This is a genomic window from Paenibacillus oryzisoli (assembly GCF_001653565.1).
Lineage (GTDB): Bacteria > Bacillota > Bacilli > Paenibacillales > NBRC-103111 > Paenibacillus_E > Paenibacillus_E oryzisoli.
Map to the genome: position 1 here is coordinate 80366 of NZ_LYPB01000080.1, position 20295 is coordinate 100660.

Annotated in this window: 14 protein-coding genes; 12 read left to right on the forward strand and 2 right to left on the reverse strand. The window is 44.7% G+C overall.

The window, feature by feature from the left end; translation table 11 throughout:
* The first annotated feature begins 52 nt into the window (after window positions 1–52).
* The 11 genes from A8708_RS24035 to A8708_RS24080 all read left to right on the forward strand — a co-directional run bounded on the left by A8708_RS24035 (window position 53) and on the right by A8708_RS24080 (window position 11251).
* A complete protein-coding gene (locus A8708_RS24035; protein WP_082927758.1) occupies window positions 53–1027 on the forward strand; it encodes an ABC transporter permease in 975 nt (324 codons plus the stop codon).
* Between the two features lie 13 nt (window positions 1028–1040).
* Window positions 1041–1934 carry a carbohydrate ABC transporter permease gene (locus A8708_RS24040; RefSeq protein WP_068667844.1) on the forward strand — a complete coding sequence of 298 codons (894 nt, stop codon included), beginning with the start codon at window positions 1041–1043 and terminating at the stop codon, window positions 1932–1934.
* A 14-nt stretch (window positions 1935–1948) separates the two neighbouring features.
* Window positions 1949–3595, forward strand: coding sequence for an ABC transporter substrate-binding protein (locus A8708_RS24045; RefSeq protein WP_068667845.1), 1647 nt, complete (start codon window positions 1949–1951; stop codon window positions 3593–3595).
* Between the two features lie 50 nt (window positions 3596–3645).
* The gene (locus A8708_RS24050; protein ID WP_068667846.1) at window positions 3646–5061 is read left to right on the forward strand and encodes a sulfatase-like hydrolase/transferase; all 1416 of its coding nucleotides are present in this window, start codon (window positions 3646–3648) and stop codon (window positions 5059–5061) included.
* Window positions 5062–5065: 4 nt separating this feature from the next.
* Window positions 5066–6058: an SGNH/GDSL hydrolase family protein gene (locus A8708_RS24055; protein WP_068667847.1), complete on the forward strand. Its 993-nt coding sequence runs from the start codon at window positions 5066–5068 to the stop codon at window positions 6056–6058.
* Window positions 6051–7085: a zinc-dependent alcohol dehydrogenase gene (locus A8708_RS24060; protein WP_068667848.1), complete on the forward strand. Its 1035-nt coding sequence runs from the start codon at window positions 6051–6053 to the stop codon at window positions 7083–7085. Before A8708_RS24055 ends, A8708_RS24060 begins: the two co-directional genes overlap by 8 nt.
* A gap of 211 nt (window positions 7086–7296) precedes the next feature.
* Window positions 7297–7977, forward strand: a complete 681-nt coding sequence (locus A8708_RS24065) for a serine/threonine protein kinase (RefSeq protein WP_068667849.1) — start codon at window positions 7297–7299, stop codon at window positions 7975–7977.
* A 143-nt stretch (window positions 7978–8120) separates the two neighbouring features.
* Window positions 8121–8282 (forward strand): hypothetical protein, encoded by a 162-nt coding sequence (locus tag A8708_RS35605; protein ID WP_157265009.1) that lies wholly within the window; start codon window positions 8121–8123, stop codon window positions 8280–8282.
* Window positions 8283–8404: 122 nt separating this feature from the next.
* On the forward strand, window positions 8405–8953 hold the full coding sequence (locus A8708_RS24070; RefSeq protein ID WP_068667850.1) for a dihydrofolate reductase family protein: 549 nt from the start codon (window positions 8405–8407) through the stop codon (window positions 8951–8953).
* 95 nt (window positions 8954–9048) lie between these two features.
* Complete coding sequence (locus tag A8708_RS24075; RefSeq protein WP_082927759.1) at window positions 9049–9762, forward strand: DUF1361 domain-containing protein; 714 nt, start codon at window positions 9049–9051, stop codon at window positions 9760–9762.
* Between the two features lie 109 nt (window positions 9763–9871).
* A complete protein-coding gene (locus A8708_RS24080) occupies window positions 9872–11251 on the forward strand; it encodes an extracellular solute-binding protein (RefSeq protein ID WP_068667851.1) in 1380 nt (459 codons plus the stop codon).
* Window positions 11252–11314: 63 nt separating this feature from the next.
* Here A8708_RS24080 and A8708_RS24085 read toward each other — a convergent pair whose 3' ends face one another.
* Window positions 11315–15856, reverse strand: a complete 4542-nt coding sequence (locus tag A8708_RS24085; RefSeq protein WP_068667852.1) for a cadherin-like beta sandwich domain-containing protein — start codon at window positions 15854–15856, stop codon at window positions 11315–11317.
* A 484-nt stretch (window positions 15857–16340) separates the two neighbouring features.
* Between A8708_RS24085 and A8708_RS24090 the strand changes: the two genes are divergently transcribed.
* Window positions 16341–19346, forward strand: a complete 3006-nt coding sequence (locus tag A8708_RS24090) for a ligand-binding sensor domain-containing protein (RefSeq protein ID WP_068667853.1) — start codon at window positions 16341–16343, stop codon at window positions 19344–19346.
* A 78-nt stretch (window positions 19347–19424) separates the two neighbouring features.
* Here the strand turns inward: A8708_RS24090 and A8708_RS24095 are convergent, their stop codons facing one another.
* Window positions 19425–20126: a hypothetical protein gene (locus tag A8708_RS24095; RefSeq protein ID WP_068667854.1), complete on the reverse strand. Its 702-nt coding sequence runs from the start codon at window positions 20124–20126 to the stop codon at window positions 19425–19427.
* Window positions 20127–20295 lie beyond the last annotated feature (169 nt).

The window sequence follows — 20295 nt, forward strand, 5'->3', positions numbered from 1 at the left end:
CAGAAGTACATTACTCACAAGAAGTCATGGTCATCGAACTAGGGAGGGATTTATGGACATTTCGGCTAGCAAGCGTAACACATTGTCTACAGTTGTCGTAAAAAAAGAAAATTATTTATTTAGATTAAAGAAAAATGCATCTAACCATTGGCAACTATATCTACTTATGCTTCTGCCGATTATTTATTTGATCATTTTCAAGTACGTGCCCATGTATGGCGCGCTGATTGCGTTCAAAAATTATCTTCCAACAAAAGGCGTATGGGGCAGCGATTGGGTAGGATTGAAGCATTTCGATCGCTTCTTTCACTCCTATGAATTCGTTCGTATTATGAAGAATACGGTCTTGCTCAGTATCTATAGCTTGTTTGCTGGGTTTCCTTTCCCGATCATACTGGCGCTCTCATTGAATTACGTCAATTCTCGTTTCTTTAAGAAATCTGTGCAAATGATTACTTATGCACCGCATTTTATTTCCGTCGTCGTTATGGTAGGTATTATTCTACAAATGATGGATCCACGGGTCGGACTTATTCAGAAGATTATGAAATTCATTGGACTACCCACCATTAATTTCATGGGTATTCCGGAATGGTTTTCACATGTTTTTGTCTGGTCGGGTATTTGGCAGAATGTCGGATTTTCCTGCATCATTTACTTGGCAGCGCTTGCAGCCGTTGATCCTTCTCTTCATGAAGCTGCTGTAGTTGATGGCGCCAATAAAGTGCGGCGTATGTGGCACGTTGACTTGCCGGGCATTATGCCGGTAGCGGTCATTCTGCTCATCATGAACACGGGTCACGTACTGGATATTGGTTTCGAAAAGGTGTTGCTCCTGCAGAATCCGCTGAATATGAGCTCATCCGAGGTTATTGATACTTTTGTCTATAAAGTCGGATTGGCATCGACCGCAATTAATTATTCGTATTCGTCTGCCATTGGATTGTTTAAATCAGTGATTAATTTAATCCTGTTGGTTCTCGTTAATCGAATCGCTAGACAATTAGGACAAACCAGTTTGTGGTAAAGGAGGCACGTCAATGACGGGAAGAATTAGAGAGAGTGCAGATGACAGGATTTTTACAATACTGAATTACATTATTCTATTTATTTTTACAATTACGATTTTATATCCGTTGATCTACATTGTTAGTGCTTCTTTCAGTTCATCCACTGCGGTTATTTCTGGCAAAGTCTGGTTGTATCCGATTGAGCCAACGCTTGCTGGGTATGAAGCGGTATTTAAACATCGGTTGATTATGTCGAGCTTCTTGAATTCCGTATTCTATACCGTCGTAGGAACAACGATTAATGTACTGTTTACACTCATTGCGGCGTACCCGCTTTCGCGGAAAGACTTTATGCCACGCAATGCCGTCATGGCGTTGTTCGTATTCACTATGATGTTTTCAGGCGGATTAATCCCTTCCTATCTGGTTGTGAAAGAGCTCGGGATGATCGATACCAGATGGTCATTAATTATTCCTGGAGCACTAGGCGTCATGAATATGATCATTGCCCGCACCTATTTCCAAACGACTATTCCAGATGAATTGCTCGAAGCAGCTCAGATGGATGGCTGTAGTGATTTTACGTTTGTACGGAAGATCGTACTCCCTTTGTCAGGTCCAATCATTGCTGTGATTTCCTTGTTCTACGCCGTAGGGCATTGGAATCAATACTTTAGCGCATTGCTCTATTTGAAACATCAGGAGTTGTACCCAATTCAATTGGTGTTAAGGGATATTTTGGTGCAAAACGAGGTCGACGCGTCGATGATAACCGACATAGCTGATCAAGCGGCAAGGGATGGTTTGCGGGAATTGTTGAAGTTTTCCCTTATCGTCGTTTCTACGCTGCCCGTGCTCATCATTTATCCATTCATACAAAGGCATTTTGTCAAAGGCATGATGATTGGTTCATTAAAAGGCTAAAGGGAGGTTTTTTCATGAAAAGAGGGTTCCAAGTTTTAGCAGCAATCACGGCGACATCCTTAGTACTTCTAAGCGCATGTTCAGACGGTGGTTCTAAGGAGACGGCTAAACAGACAGACGCGATTGTTGATGATCAAGTAACACCAGCAGGCCAATTCCCGATCACGAAAGAAAAGACGACACTGAAAGTGATGGTCAAAGGCTCCAGTATTGTTGAAAATTTTGCAACGAACGAATTTACGAAGTGGCTGGAAGAGAAAACGAACATTCATATTGATTGGGAAGTTGCTCCAGAAAAAACATTTGCAGAGAAGCTTAATGTTTCGCTCGCCAGTGGTGATTATCCAGACGTCTTATTGAATATGAATGTGACGCCTGTTCAGCAGTCGATCTATGGGAAAGATGGCGTATTTATTCCACTGAATCCCTATATCGATAAATATGGTATTGAGATGAAAAGAATGTTCGAACAGGTTACCTATGTCAAAGATTTGATTACGATGCCTGACGGTAAAATCTATTCCGTACCGCAGGTGAATGATTGCTATCATTGTTCACTTGGTCAGAAAATGTGGATTTATAAACCATGGCTGGATAAACTCGGCTTGAAAATGCCAGAAACGACGGAAGAATTTTATCAAGTCCTCAAAGCTTTCAAAGAAAAAGACCCTAACGGAAACGGGAAAGCAGATGAGATCCCGCTGGTTGGTGCAACGAATGGGCCATCTTCGACGTTAGACTTATTCTTGCCTAGTGCTTTTATTGAGAAGGATTTCAATCTCCGCTTTGTGAAAGATGGGAAGGTTCAACTTGCCTTTAATCAACCGGAGTGGAAAGAAGCGCTGAAGTACATGAATAAATTGTTTGCTGAAGGTCTAATCTCACCACAGACGTTTACGCAAGATAGAAACCAACTGAAACAAATGGGGATGAATCCAGAAATTTCAATATTGGGTGCAATTGCTTCACAAAATCAAACGGTGTTTGTCGAAGTGGATAACGCGCGATTCAAAGATTATGTTTCCGTGCCTCCGCTCAAAGGGCCAACAGGCATACGTTCCACAGCCTACAATCCTTATGCCGTTTCAGCAGGTCAATACGTTGTAACGAATAAAGCAGCAAATCCTGCTGCGGCATTCCGCATGGCGGATTTGCTGCTTTCGGAAGAAGCGACACTGCGGAGTACGCAAGGTCGTCCAGATCAAGAATGGGTACGTCCCGCTCAAGGCGAGCTTGGCGTGAACGGGAAACAAGCGGTATGGAAACCGATTGCCACATTCGGCAAGCTGCAAAATATCCACTGGGCACAGGCAGGTCCATCTCTCAGAACGAACGAATTACGATTAAGCGTGGCAGCGGATCCGAAAAACTCGCTTGAACTTGTTCTGTATAATGAAACGAAAAAGTACGAACCATTCGGAACGAATCCAAGCAAAATTGTACCGCCATTATTCTTCACCAACGAACAGGCTGAAGAGCTTTCAACGCTGGAGAAGACATTGACGGATTATAGAACTGAATTTTTCGCCAAGACCGTTACAGGCTCATTGGATGTTGAGAAGGAATGGAACAACTACTTGAGCACGTTGGATAAAATGAACATTAAACGCTACTTGGAAATTTATCAGCATGCGTATGACCAATTTAAAGCCAAGAAATAGATGACATCGCAATCATACTGAATGATGTCGTATAGGAGTGAGTGTTTAACATGAAAGAAGAGATAAGTCTAACGGATTTAGCAAAACGACCCCATGTCGTATTCCTCATTGCAGACGATCATCGCGGTGAGGCTATCGGAGCTTTCGGCAATGAAGCTGTGCAGACACCTGTGCTGGACTCGCTGGTTGTCAGCGGGACAGCATGTCGGAATACGCATATATTCGGTGCCCTCACCGGAGCGGTTTGTGCGCCGAGCAGAGCATGCGTCCATACCGGCATTCCGCTCTTCCGAGCGACGATCGGCAAGGACATGAGAAACCGAGAACATTCGAGCGTAATTCGCTCGGATGTTCGTCTTATGGCAGAGACGATGCGCGATGCGGGATATCACACACATGCGGTCGGCAAATGGCATAACGATAAGGCAAGCCTCTCCCGGAGTTTCGAAGGGGGAGATAAGCTGCATTTTCACGGGATGAGCGATCATAACCAGGTTCCTGTGTTTGATTATGACCCGACCGGTGTGTATCCGAAGGAAAATGAATATATGGAACATACGTTCTCGACGGCGTTATTTTCCAATGCAGCTCTCAACTTCATTGAGGATTATCAAGAGAACAAGCCATTTTTCCTCTATGTCGCTTATACAGCCCCTCATGATCCACGTATCGCGCCTGAGCCTTATGCGAGTATGTATAAGAAGTCAGACATCACGCTGCCTCCGAACTTTGCGCCTGAGCATCCCTTCGATACTGGGGATATGGTTGTACGCGACGAGAAACTTGCAGGATGGCCGAGGGAAGAGGACGAAATTCGGCAGCATATGGCCGATTATTACGGCATGATAACCCACTTGGACGCGCAAATTGGCAGAGTCATCGATGCACTGAAGGCCAAGGGGATCTATGACAATACACTGATTGTGTATACAGCGGATCATGGCTTGGCGGTTGGACAACATGGATTAATGGGCAAACAAAACCTTTACGAACACAGCGTGCGAATCCCGCTTATTTTCCGAGGTCCAGGTGTTCCTGCAGGTAAGGAACTGCAAGCACTTGCTAGTAATATCGATATTTTCCCAACGGTTGCCGGGTTATGCAATGTTGATTTGCCAGAGGAAACCGAAGGGATATCGCTGCATCCCCATATATGTGGAGAGAGCGATGGCGTCCGCGGTATTGTTGCCTCTGTGTATCGAGATTTGCAGCGAATGGTAACCGACGGGCGGTGGAAGTTGATTCGCTATTTTCGTTCGCCTATCACGAACACAGGGTCGGAGCGCATCCAGTTATTTGATCTGCTGAATGACCCCTGGGAAACGAATGATTTGTCAGGGGATCCTTCACAGATTGCGAATATCGAGCGACTTGCATCAGAACTAACTTCATGGATGCAGGCAAGCGGTGATATTTTGCAAGATAAGAACGTAATTCCTGTTAGCGTGGGGACGGAAGGTGAATGACAGCATGCAAACCATTGAACTCAATAACGCATGGTTTCGAGGTGCCGTTTCCATAGAAACGAATGAAACCGGCATCCGACCATGGCGTTTACCTCACGATCGACTTAACTTATTTGCAGCTCAAGTCGTGCAGAGAGCAGGGGATGCAGCAGGGGTAAGATTAGCGTTCTTAACTGACTCTACATGTGTGGAACTGTGTGTCTCAAAGTCAGATCAAGATAGGCAATTCGATCTAGTTGTCGAAGGCGTACTAAGCGAAACCGTGATCCTCCTTATAGGGGATGAAGTTTGTCTATTTACAAACTTACCTGACAGATTGAAGAGGGTTGAGATCTATTTTACGCAAAATGCTGCCGTCAACGTAAAAACGTTAAAGGTCAAGGATGGGGCATCGACTATGCCTGCGCCTAACAATCAACCGCGGTGGATTACATACGGCAGCTCCATCACTCAATGCAGCACAGCGGAGAGTCCCTCTCAAACGTGGCCGGCAATCGTTGCGCGTCACAAAGGTTGGGACCTTACCTGCTTGGGGTTTGCGGGACAGTGTCATGTGGAACCCATGGTTGCACGCGTCATTCGGGATCTGCCAGCAGACATTATTTCCTTGTGTCTCGGCATTAATGTGATGGGTGGCAATACGTTAAATCTTCGAACATTTCGATCTGCCATCTTTGGCATGATATCGATTATTCGGGAGAAGCATGGTGATACGCCTATCTTTGTAATTTCTCCTATCTATTGTCCTCATAGGGAGACGGATGCGAACGTAATAGGAATGAATCTGGTTATCATGAGGCAAGAGATCCAAGAAGCGGTGGATATCCTCACGTCTTATGGGGATGCGAATCTTATTTATGTGGACGGATTGGACATTATGGGTGAAGCGTATGTAGAGCATCTCCCAGATCACCTGCATCCGAGTGCAGAAGGTTACAAAATGATGGCGAATCGGATGCTGAGTAAATTAAGTGATAGGAGTCATACGAATGGTTAGAAAAATGTCGGTTCCACCGATGCAACTTGTCGAGTATGATGGCGAGGGTACGCAGTTATGCGCGGTGGTGGAAGAGATTGGGAATATCACATTAAAGAGAGCTCTAATCCCCGAGCCTGCCGAAGGGGAAGTACGCGTAAAAGTGAAGTGGGTTGGCATATGCGGGAGTGATGTCGAGGTATTCCGTGGGGCACGCGAGCCGGAGTTTGTCTCCTATCCAACACGGCTTGGGCATGAAGTTGCTGGGGTTATCGATAAAGTAGGACCGAACGTGATCGGTTTAAAGGTGGGAGACCCCGTTGCCCTGCGCTACATATGGGGGGCCTTTGCGGAATATGTTTGCTGTACGCCTTTTTCTGTCAAAGTCTTGTCACAGTCCCTGCCGCTCATTGAAGGTTCGCTTATTGAAGTCCTTCCTGGCATTATTCATGCAGCAGAGCTTGGCGATATTTCTCCTCACAAAAATGTCCTAATTACCGGACAAGGCGTTAGTGGTCTAGTGATGACACAGATCGTAAGCTTGTATAGTCCACGTAATCTTGTCGTAACGGATCTGTTCGATGAGAAGCTGGAACTAGCCCGTAAGTATGGGGCGACACACACATACAAGTTACCCTCGTCGGACACGAATACGATGGACATTGTAGGCAAAGACTTCCCGGATGGCTTCGATGTTGTCATTCCTTGCTTGCTTGAAGGGGATGGAATGGTTGACGCTATTGATGCGGCTTCCCAGAATGGCCGTATTATCATGTACGGGTGTATTGGGACATGCCATAAGCCGGTCGATTTCTTCAAAGTTCATAAGAAGAGACTAGACATCCTATCCACCGAGCCGAAGCGAGATATTGACAATCGTCATTATTTCGATAGAGGGCTCCAGCTTGTCCTGGATGGTTTGGTTAATACGGAGGAAATGATTACGCATGTCGTTCATTTGAGCAACATTGCCGAAGCGTTCAAGCTACGCAATGAGCATAAAGGGAACACGATTCATGTCATGATTGATTGTGAAACCAATGGTTAATGATGTTATTCTTTAAGAAAACAACAATGATCATCATGCAACGGGCTGCCGGCACATTCGGCAGTCTTTTTTCATTAAACGGGCAAATGAACACTACACGAGAATGAAACTTTCACATTTTAAAAACGTATTAAGTTGTAAAAAATTTCAAACGTAGTCTAACGTTGAGCCGTGAATCTCGAATCGAATCAACAACTAGGAGAAGATGTACATGTTTCTAGATTGGAAACAAGCTGAGGAAGCATTGAAGGATGTTGAGATTGTTGGTTATGAGAACAATAAACCTGTTTCCGTCATTCGGCATTCCGAAGATTTGCGTTGTCTAGGCATTGGGACAGATGCAGCGGTCTTTTATTGCGCGTACACACCTGATTATGCATATAAAGTTTACTCGGATAAAGCTTTGGAGAAAAAGGATGTGGAAGCAGGTATATACGAACGTTTAACGGGATCTCAGTATTTCCCCCGATGTTATGGAACTGGACCCAATTATTTGGTATTAAGTTATGAGAAGGGTGTTACCTTATTCGATTGTCTTCTGCAAGGTATCTCAGTTCCAACACAAGCCATCAAAGATATAGAGGAAGCTCGCGAATTCGTTCGAAGTCAGGGACTGAACCCAAGGGACATTCATTTGAAAAACGTACTTTTGCACGAAGGTAGAGGCAAAGTTCTTGATGTATCGGAATATGTCAAAGAAGGCAGCGACAATCGATGGGAGCACTTAGTGTGGGCATATACGCATTTTTATCATCTTCTTAACGATGTTCAAGTGCCATTGTGGATCTTGGAAACAATAACGAATTGGTATAACCGTATCGATACAGCAAATTTTCGGATTGAAGACTTTTCGAAACGAGTGAGTCGGCTTTTTCTAGGGGAACGCAAATAACAGATGAATTCTGAATAAAAGTTCTATGTAGGAAGAAGATGTTTCCATTGTGAGAATGTGCTAATATATGGATAGGGCAACTTTGTGCTCTGCCTTTCCAAGCTCTCTGTGATATCCAAACCATTAATTCGGGAGGTAATAATATGGATGATTATTTTTTGGTTAAAGACGGACGAATTGTACGCTGGGACGGGCTTACATTAGGGGGGACTAAAATCCTCGCCGACGAGCTTGTAGAATCCTTTGGACGTAAGGCTCTTGAAGAAATTGAACGGTTTGGATTCTTTACTATTAAGAAATCTTAACAATAAACGGAAAGAACAATAACTTTAAACAAAGCCGCGTGCAACGCGGCTTTTTATTATGACATTAGATGACATATTCGAGGTCTATACTAAGGGTAGATCAACGAAGGGAGCTGCAACTCTTGAAACGAAAAATAATATTAGATTTAGCCGTAACGTTAGATGGTTTTATTGAAGGGAAAAATGGGGAAGTAGATTGGTGTATCATGGACCCTGATATGGGATTTGTTGATTTCTTGCACCAAATTGATACCATCTTGTACGGTAGAAAGAGCTATGATTTATGGGGACAATTCACACCTGAGATGGAACAAACTGATGACGATCACGAAATGTGGAACTTAGTTCATAGTAAAGATAAGTATGTTTTTTCAAGAACGCAACAAGCCGCTGATGATAAAGCAATTTACATTCATGATCATATTACTGAAGAAGTAACGAAATTAAAGAATAAACCAGGAAGAGACATTTGGCTCTATGGCGGAGGGAGCCTGATTACAACTTTTATAAATTTAGGACTCGTTGATGAGTTTCGATTATCAGTTCACCCCGTTATTCTGGGAGAAGGCAAACCGTTGTTTACTGATATTAAACAGAGATTGAATTTAGAATTAGTGAATACGAGAACATTCTCTTCCGGGGTTGTGCAAATGGTCTATCGATTGAGATAATTTGAGTGGGGCTGCCAGATGGCAGCCCTTTTTGGATTCAAAAATGAAATCATGATAAAATTTACATATGGAATATTTTGAGAAGGAGACTAATCTTGGAAAAACTAAACGCATTACATTACCCTGGGAAAATATATCTTGTTATTGTCCTGAGTGTTGCTACGTTACTTAGTTTAATAAGTGTCTATAACATTCAGACTCCGGAAGGAAGTAGACCGTATTTATTTATCTTTTGGGATACATTTCTGGCTTGGGTTCCTGTTGGATTTGCCGTAATGCTGGATGTACTATTTAGCTATACCCGTAAGCGGGTTCGTGCGTTACTCCTCATAATCGTCGGTGCTGCTTGGTTGTTTTTCTATCCCAACGCGCCATATCTTGTGACCGATTTACTGCATGTATTCGCGCGGTACAGTCTTGACCCTACAAAGCGGTTCTGGTCAGATATCGCATTTTGGCAGCACCTATTTACTATATTTACAATTGCGATGTTAGGCCTTTTACTGGGTGCATATTCACTTTTCTCCGTGCAGCATTTGATGAGAATATCATTTGGCGTTATGGCTAGTTGGATCTTTGCAATTCTTGTTCTCTTGCTAAGTAGTTTCGGTATCTACATTGGCAGATTTATTCGATGGAATAGTTGGGATGTTATCATGCGACCAGGTCATATTTTACAGGAATTAATTGTTATGTTTACGGATAGGAGTAAGCTTTATCATATTGTATCTTTTTGTAAGTTCATGTTTATGGTTTTACTCATTAGTTACGTACTGATATATGTCATAACCAAAGTTAGGAAAGTATAGATTTCGAGGTGTGGGAAGAGGGGAATTGAAATGACAATATAAGCCAGATTGCGATATAATATAACCCAGATACATACCAGTTTAGAAGGACCCGGAGGTTCGTAGTTTCATGATGGAGAAACCTAGTCGATCTACTTTTCGAACAAGATTGGAAGAGATGGTTGCATCCTTGCGCCATAATATTGTATCTGGAAAACTGCAGCCAGGTGATTATTTGCCATCCGAATTAACGCTTGTGGAGCAGTATAACCTGAGTAAAAACTCGGTCCGCAAAGGTTTGAACCAGTTACTCGCACAAGAAATGATTGAAAAAGTGCCTCGAATCGGCACGCGTGTCGTAGGAGCAGGGTTATGTGAGAAGCTCACTTTGAAGTTTGGCTATTACCCAATGCTAACAATGGAAGTTAATCTTTTAGAGCTAGTCGATATCTTTAAAAGTCTGAATCCTCATATTGATCTTCATATGATTCCACTCTCGAGCTCATTTTTTTCGCAAAATATGCAGGAGGTCATGGAGCGAGATGCACTGGATGTGCTTACGCTTAACTTACAGAACTACGAGGCTTTTACGGATCGCGGAGACGTAGCGAATATGTTGGAACCGCTTCACCCACGAGAAGGTGTTTATCCTTTCCTACAGAGGCCGTTTATTAGTGATGGGAATCTGTATGTGCAACCATTCACATTTTCTCCGATTATCTTGTGTTACAATAGGGCTCATTTCAAGGAAGCCAATCTCCCTGAACCAGACAGCGGCTGGAATTGGGATGATGTACAGCGCACGGCACGTGTCTTGTCGCAAAAAAATGAGAGGTTCGGACTGTTTTTCCATTTGCAGTCTATCAATCGGTGGCCGCTCTTCTTGTTGCAGAATAAGGTCGTATTTGAACGAGATGACAGGGGCAAGCTCATCCTTGACAATGAACCTTTTCGGGAGTCGATGCGCTTAAGTCTGCAATTGTTCGAGGGGTTGAATCCAGAGAGCTCCTATTTGTCTGAACAAGACTCCGATTGCGAAATGTATTTCATGCAGCAGAAAGCTTCCATGATTGTCACGAGTTATTATAGTCTTAATCATTTGCGAAATGCCGGATTTGATTACGATATCGCACCGCTGCCTTATTCCGAAGAAGCAAGAACGCAGCTGGTCATGATTGGACTTGCTCTCAACAAGCACAGCAAACAGAAAGAAGCGGCACAGGCGCTAATTGATTTCCTCCAATCGGACCAAGCGCAGCTTCATATTCGAAGGCATACGCTTGCGCTTCCGAGTGTTCAAGCATTGTCGGAATGGAAGGGACAGGCGGAGATTTCCCGGCCGAGCAAGTTTATGATGTATCGGGATATCATTCCTACATTCCGCCTCTATTCCGACATGAATGTCACCTTCCGTGAGTTGGAAACGATGAGACGAGTATTCAAGCTGTATTGGGCGCGACTCGATGATTTTGAAACTACTTTTCGTAGATTGAAAGAAGCTCTGCAGTAAGATGAATTAGGATACAAGGTAGAAAGGGTAGGGATCATGAGATCCGCTACCCTTTTTTTAAATTTAGTATTGAATAAGGACATTAGGGTCTGTGACCGTGTTAGCGACAATTTCTTTCCGAATTCCTCCGGAAATGGCACTCAGGGTATACGTCCCAGCTAACAATTCCTTGTTTGATTGGCCATTCGTTGTTACGCCAAATGTCCGCCAGCTCCCCCCGTAATAGGAGAGGGTACCTTCCTGGGGAGTTCCTTGGGCGTTCTTTAATTGAACGTTAACAAGGATCGTTTGGAAGGAAACGCTAGGATCTGCCCCTACATGCTGCACTTTCTGGTTCAACGTACCTTCATAATTCATTGCGAACGTATACGCATTCGCCAACATTTCTTTACCAGCCTCGCCCTCGCTGTTCGTCACACCTAAGGACTTCCAGCTTCCTGCGTAATAACTGATAGATCCGCCACTTAACGGGTTACCTAAGCTATTCGTAAGGTTTACATTTACAGGAATCGTGTGGAAAACAAGTAAGGGATCTGTACCGATGTTTTGAACTTTCTCATTCCTTGCTCCATCATAGGTAATTGCAAACGTGTACGAGCCTGCTAACAATTCTTTGTTGGCTGCGCCAGCAAGAATTGAACCGAAAGTCCGCCAACCTCCGCCATAATAGGAGACAGTTCCTTCTCCGTGCGGGAGACCTTGGCTGTTCGTAAACTGAACACCGACGTTAACGGTCTGAAACGCAACATTAGGGTTTGTTCCTGTGTTTTGAGTTATCTCATTGCGCGTACCTTCGTAAGTGATTGCAAAGGTATAGCTTTTGTTGGCTATCGGTTTGCTGACAGAACCAGAGGCGTCGGTGACCCCAAATGTTTTCCAGCCTCCGTCATAATAGCTAACGGAGCCACCGCTGAGCGGATTACCTGCACTGTCTTTCAAGATTACCTTAACGGCATTCTCAGTCGGAGTTTCATTGCCCGACGAAGCGCGTGTTACGGTTACCGAATACACGTTCGTTGATCCGTCGAGTGCGGTGACGGTGAGTTTAATCGTATTGACTCCTGTGCTCAAAGGGATGGAAGAACTCGCCAAACCGCTCGTTAAGTTAATCGGACCTTGCACAAGCGTGTTGCTGCTGTTGTACACGCTAGTGGTTACCGTCGCGTGTGCGGTGTCATACACGGTCGCTGTCACCGTTAGTGCCGATACGCCTGCAGCTACGTTGTGTGTATAGCTAGTCAGTTCCCGTGAGAATGGCTCACTAAGCGAACCACTGCTTAAAAGAATGGAACTTAAATCTGCCGACGGAGGAAGAGGTTGGACCGTGACATTAATTGTATTCGATCGTTTGGTTCTGCCGTTTAATGTGATATCCGCATACACACTAGCCGTTCCTTCTTTGATCGCTTTCGCCTGGCCGTCTACGATGGATAGTACCGTTGGGTCGCTGCTTGTATAAGTAATGGTGGTTCCTGCCAGAATCGCTGGCATTCCGTTCTCAAGCTGACCGGTAGGAAGTATCGGCTCACTTGCTCCTTGCGTCAGAGAAACATCCGCCATCGAAATAGAAGCTTGAGATAATCGAACAGGTAGTCTGTATAGATTGGGTCCCGAAGTATAATAGATACTGCCATCTATGCCTATATCCATTAAATTCGTTGGGGTATCCGAGAGCGTACGATAATTGAGTGTGTTAGGATCAATTACGGTTATATAGCGTGCGATGGTTGTATAGAGTAAGCCATCTTGCCCCCAGCGTAAATAGAAGGCTCTCCAGGTGCTGCCACCATTAGCGTTTGAGAACATCAGCTGGCTTTTGACAACCTCAAGGGTGCTCGGGTTCAATGCATAAATGGCATAAATGTTAGTGCCGTCCATACCAGTTCCCCAAGCAATTCCCCATAATAGCCCGTCTGGTCCGAAAGATAAGCCTCCAAATAAGCGGGGGGAAGACAAACCTGGTATGGAAGGTTCAAATTCGTTCAGTTTGGTGTTCGTATTGACATCCCACTTAAATAATTTGGCATGTGTGGCGGCTGGTATGGAGCCGAGACCGCCATCTATGGACGTTCCACCAAAGAGGATCCCATTCTTATAAGCAAGTGAGATAAGGGATTGATCGGTAACCACATTGCGTGTGGATTGCCATAATCCTGTTGTTTCATTGTAGATCGTTAGACTGCCGCCTAAGTTGCCATAACCAGGGATGGTTCCGATGAATAGCCGATTGTCCCCGGAAGCGAACGCGTATGGCCGATCTTGAAGGTTCGGAATCGTGTAAACAAGTTTAGGATTAGACGTAGGTGTATCTCCGTATTGATAAGGTTGGGTGGCATCATAGGCATAGATTCTTGCTCCGCCGTAAGCACCGAAATAGGTTTTGCCATTCAAAAAGCCGATTTCTTCCACTTGATGTGGGGAATAGGGGGAAGATACCTGCAAGTCGTAGGTTTGTGTTTCTTGATTCAACACACTCAAACCGTCAATAAAGCCGCCAAGATATACCTTCTTGTCAGGACCTGCTGCCAAACTTTGAATATTGACACCTTCCCTGGCAAGGGGAACTTGGATCAATTGAATCGAGTTGTCGTTAGGGTTATACAGGGTATACTTGCCGTCCTCGTAAAGGGTTGCTAAAGCCTGCTCACCACTCGAGAGTGTCACCCAGCCGTAAGCTTTTGTTCCCTTCTCAGGCAGCGTATTTGGCTGTGTTACTTGTTGAACGGTATTCGTTGATACTTGATAGGACCATAAGTTGTTGGAAACTTTGTTACGGTAATAGAGCAGATTCGCGTTATAAGGGGACGGGGGTGAAATTTTGCCGTCGTACGCTTCAGGCGAGTCATAAGGTACACTTTTTAAGACGCTGAGTGTTTGCTCGTTCACAATAACTAATGAAGTACCGTGTGTGACATAAAGCAGCCCATTATACGGGGTGATGTTATGAACAAAATCGTCCATGCCCGTGAACGGCATTGGGATTTCTGTTTTGACACCCGTGCTTCGATCCATGCGAATTAAATGTTTCTTGGAGCCGATGCCGACATATAAGTATTGGTCAGTCACACCAGCACCACGAGCATATTGCTCTTTGTCGTGCATTCGGCCCAAATCAGCAAATTTTTGGGTATGCGTATCATATGAAAATACTTTGGCATTGGGACTGGTTGAGCCATAAATGATACCGTCTGTGCTGGCATCCAAGTCCCATACGAAATTGTCAACAGGATTGGTGTCGATCATGGTGATGTTCCGATAACCGGGCCGAGTGTCAAATTTCCAAAAGTTGCGGTTGGCTGTTGCAGCGAAATAAACATTGTTGTCGGCTCCGACCGTCACAGCCCACGTTTCAGTCGTACCAGGAACTGAGATTTGGGAGTTGATGACACCAGTCGCTGCATCAATGGCATAGAAAGTACCTGGATTGCCATTGGTAACGAAATACAATTCGCCATTCCCGATCGCGCCTCCAAGCGTCGTGGTTGTCAGCGTCGCTTTACCTAAATTGATCGCATTCTCGAACGCATATGGCATTACGAGTGCTTCACCTTTATACCTAAACGAGATATCGTCAAAATACACGTCGCTCAATGTGCCTACGCCTGAATACAATAGCACTTTTGCTTTGACTGCTGATTCAGCTGCAATACCTTCTACTTTGAGCACATCGCTCCAAGTATTAATAGGTGCGGTAAAAGAGCGTGAGGTGGTGCCGACTTCTTTGTCCGCTCCATCGTAAAATTTAATGTACAGATTGACGCCACCCCCAGACACTAAGTAAACATTCGCTTTGGCTTCATATCTGCCATTCGAATGAATTCCAATGGCTTGGGTACTAAGTCCGACTGGTTTATCCGTGTAAGTATCTATCAGCTGAAGACTGGATAAACCGCTTTTCTTCTGAGTGCTGGTGACGGACACAGCAGAGGGAGGCGTTCCCGGATATAATTCCCAACCAGGAATGAGAGCACCTGAAGCTGGTTCTTCGAAGCTTGGGTTATACACACTGACTTCATTTGGATCGATGCGATAGAATTGCACGTCATCCACATAAGCTGTCATTAGGACACTGGAAGCAGCATAGGGAAAGACTGTTGCATAAGCGGCTCCTTCCGGTGCGGTGCCGGATACACGAACGTCAAGCCAAGTATTTAAAGCAGGATTGGTTAGGTAAAATGTTGCCTGCTTGTTCATAAATTGACCTGAAGCATTATACCAACGTATCCACAGACCTGGTGTACCGCCGCTATAATTTTCTAGATTCAATTTAATTTTTGCTTCATAAGCTTGGTTTGCTGTGACCGCTAGCTTCGCGCTTTCGGCACCGAGTCCACCAGTGCTGGGTTTGCTCATCTTAAGACTTCTCGTACCTACAAACAAAGTTGACTCCGATAAGGATAGACTGGATGCTAATCCGAACGCGCTCCAACTAGGAATTTTACCTGCGATCAAATTTTGCTCGAATCCGCCGTTAGGTACTGGAATCATCTCAATCGGTTCGGCTGCCCGTGAATGAGAAGGAAGTAGGAAAGCTAAGAAGAGTATAGCGATGAGCCCAATCACCCCATGCTGCCATCTGAATGTTATGCCTGTGTACGTATTCATCAACATCACCTTCTTTCCATTTTCTGCCCATAGACAGGTTGATGTCATTCTTGTAGTTAACGCTTACATCGTAGGTAATTGTAAAGATTAGTACGCGCTGATCAACTCCTTTCCTTTCCTGGCTGAGTGCATGTATTGGTATATATCTGGTTCACAATGTTCATGTTATGCCAATCAAAATCAGCTGTCAACACGAAAAATTTAGCTCCTTAAATATGAAAAAAGCACCAATTTTTAGCTGTAAGTTCTTGAAAAGAGACACTATTTCTTGAATGCGTGTGCTAGTTATGTCATTGTGCAGCACCTATAATTAATCCGAGTATATTCCACACCAATATGTATCTATGAATCGTCCTACTGATCATGAAATGCCAATCAGTAGAACGATTTCTTTGTATTCTCGGGGAAAGGAGGTGAGATTAGTGAAATCCCGATTGAGTCTCACGAACAACCGCAACTAACTTTCATGCGAGGAGTGGTAAGAATGAGTCTAGGGAAGCATCACCGATTGTGGGTTCCATTCATCTTTACGGTTTGGAGCGTTGTCATGATTGTAAGTATGTTCGGCAACCGAGAAGCACATGCTGCTGGTATTGCTATGTCGCTACCGAATTCTTCATTCGAGGAGGAAGGAGCAAGTATTCCGAATTGGAACACCCATCCAACTTTCGGAACGTCAACAGCAACGGTTTCGAACGTAAGGGCTTACACGGGATCAAAAAGTATGAAGATGGTGGATGCCAGCTCTTCAAGTTCGCTTGCACGCGTGAGCGATAAAATCAGCATCTCGCCAACGGAGCAAATTGCATATACCGCATCGGCCTATGCGTATATCGAGCAAGGATCCGTTGAAGTTTATTTGGTTTTCTATAACGGCACGACAGAAACTCGCGTACCTCCCGCAAGCGTCACACCAACGGTAGATCAGTGGAATAAACGCACGATAACGGCAGAGGCACCAGCTGGTGCAACAGAAGTGGCAGTGATGATCTATAGTGGATTAGCCAGTATTACAACGGCCTATATCGATGATATATCCATCGGGAAGACGGTGAAGAATCCTGGCTTTGAAACGGCAGACTTAACTGGAAATTGGACAGTATCAGGCGCAGCGTCATCGACCACGGCGAAAAACGGTGGAGCATATAGTCTCAAGCTGGATGACGCAAGTTCGTTGGCAGCGAGCTATGCGGAGAGCAGCAATGTTCCTGTCACATCCAATGCTAGGGTTTCCGCAGCAGCGAAAGTATATATTGCGAGCGGGAATACAGAAGTAAGCATGCACCTTCTTTTCAAGAATGCAACTGGCACGGTAATCAAAGAAGTTGAAAACACATTCAGTGGTACTACATTGCAATGGATCCCGCTTACGATTTCAGCAACGACTCCGAACGTAACAGGAGCCAAAACCGTATCCGTCTACTTCACGACGAAAACCACGGCAGTAACGGTTGCCTATGTTGACGATGTGACGCTCGATACGCCGATCGAATACAACTTGGGCACGCAGATTGTGAACAATCCGCTTGACGGAGCCGTATTCGGCAAAGATGCAAGCAGCAGTTATGATCTTATGTATGTCGGATCCAGTGGTTATCCATCCAAGTTCGTGGTGTACGATGCGCGAACAGGCGAACTTCTGGATGATCACGATCTCGATCAAATTGAAGCGGTCTGGGGCATGACTGTCGCTTCAGATCAATCTGTTTATTTGGGAACGGCTAACAAGAGGGCACTCTATCGCTATGTACCTGGAACAGTTAGCGTTAACGGAGGTGTTAAGACCATCACGGGTAGTTCCTTGCAGAAGACGACCTTGGACGCAGGCTTGAACGTCATTTGGGATGTGACAGCGGGGAGCAGCGGGAATGTTTACGGCGGCACGGCCACAGATGGCAAAGCATTCCTGTACAATCCAACGAGTGGTGCTACCGTTTTGAACGGCAACCAAGCAATTGTCAGCGGTTTGGCACATGTTAGATCGATTGCTTATGGAAGTGATACCGAAGTATTCATGGGAATGGGACCCACTTCTAATGCCACGATCATTCGATTTAATCCAACAACGGGTACACAGTCCACGATTTCTCCCAGCGGTTACGGCAGTACGTACGTCCTTGGGCTCGATTACATCCCGAATGGGTCAGATTCGAAACTTTTCGCCAAATTGTCGAGTGAACCTCTGATCGTCATCAATCCGACAACAGGGGGAGTCGATGCTTCTCTAGGCAATGTGGATTCGATCGGTGTGTCGAGTAAGCATCCGACGGATGATAAAGTGTACTATACCAAAGGGACTCATTTGTATGTCTACGATATATCTGCAAAGACACAAACTGACCTCGGTGACGTAGGGGGCAAGGCGGCTGGCTATACCTTTGTAACGGAGGCCGGCAATACGTATCTGTATGCTGCACTATCCTCGGGTAAAATTCTGAAATACAAACTTGGAGCAACGCCAATAATTGACACGTCGATTTCATTCACGATTCCGGATTCTCCGACTAAGATCCGCTCACTCGTGAAAGGTCCGGGAGATCGCATTTATACTAGCGGCTATCTTCGCGGTGGTTTAAGCGTCTACCAACCAGATACCGGCAAGCTAACTCGAAATAGAGGTGCGGGTCAGGCAGAGAACATGACGACAATTGGCAATAACTTGTATCTGGGCATCTATCCTGGAGCGTGGATCAAAAAGTACGACACGAACTCATCGTGGAACGATACGACGAATCCGTCGCTTCTTTTTCAAGATATTGCGGGCTCGCCTAATTACCAGGACCGGCCCTTTGGGATGTTGGCAGACCCTGCATCAAATCGACTGTATGTTGGTTCTGTCGCAAGCTCTGGTAAACTAAGCGGCTCCTTCACGGTGTATGACTTAACGACGTCAACGAGAGTTACGACTGTGCCGGACATCGTTGATGATCAAAGTATTATCGCGTTAGCCTACAAAAATAATAAAGTATATGGAGGTTCATCTGTATATGGAGGGATTGGAAGTACAGCAAATCCTAGTGTAACCGAGGGAAAAGTATTCACATGGCAAACGACTAGCTCAAATTCACTTCCCGTTCCTCAGTTTGTGCCAGTTGCGGGTAGGAAGGTTATATCTGATCTTATCGTCGGTCCAGACGGTAACATTTGGGGGATCGCCGAAGGAAACTCATCCACGGATCCATCTCGGAATCTGACGGCGGATCTATTTATTTTTGATCCGAATAATCCTGATGCGGCTCATACGACGATTTATGCTAACAAATTCACGTCATCCGGGAATGTATCCTGGCAGGGCGGGAAGATGGTTGTCGGCAGAGACGGCAATGTTTACGTTACTAACGGAGGCAAATTATATGCGGTTGATGCGAGTTCGACTACGAAGGATGCTGTTATGTTGGTCTCAACTGGAGTGTCATTGCTGACAGCGGATGCGAATGGTGATCTCTACTATGTGAAGTACGAAACCAACTTGTACAAATACGATAAGTGATCAGTTTGACGTCTAAATGAACGGAGGCCAGGGAAGCAAATCTTCCCTGGCCTTGAACTCGTTGTTCATATAGTTAACCTACTCCTGAATACCGAAGAACTGTCTCATTACTTGTAATTCATGATGAACACGCAGTGGAATTTCCTCAAGCAGCTCAGTCCATGGTACGAAAAATGACGCTTCCCAATTGAAAGGAATAAACTCCATCGTGGGGCGAAACCGCAATGTCTGCAAATATCGTTCCACTAGTTGATTCGTTTCTGAATCTGTCGACATCTTATCCTTGAGCATATCAGGGACTAGTAGACCTGCGCTGCCAGCTGTCTCATAAGTACACGTATGTAAATTCGGAACGAGTTCAAACATTGCAAGAAGTGGAGAAAAGGCATGCTTACCTGGCTGTGAATACAGTGTTACTTGGGTAGGATTAGTATCAGGTACATTGCTTCGATCCTTCAGAATTCCTTTGAAGTATTTGCCATGAAAGCTGCACTCACAATTGATGACACTGCCGTCATGCCCAACATAGATCCATATATGTTCCAGCTCGTACAAATGCTCGATATCATAATCCCAATAGATAGCATATTCAATTACTTTTTCAATACGAGTATCCGACTCGAAGCTGATTGTACGACGAAAAGAGGGAGACGGACCGTCTTGATTGAAGATCGTTACCCCAACACGAACAGGTAAGAATGGTTCCAAGCGATCAAATAACAGTTGTGGTGCATACATCTGAACAAGTGCCAAGTCGAAAATTCCTTGCTGGTTCTGCATCGTAGCTTCCTCCTATTGGACTTGATGTACTATACCTTTCATTATAAGAATATCTGAAGGACAAACCTTAAAATCTCCTAGAAAAATCTATAGAATTATTGTGAACAAAGAGGATTACACGAAAGGAAATTACAAACAATTCTCGAATAAGTAGTCTAACTAGATGGGT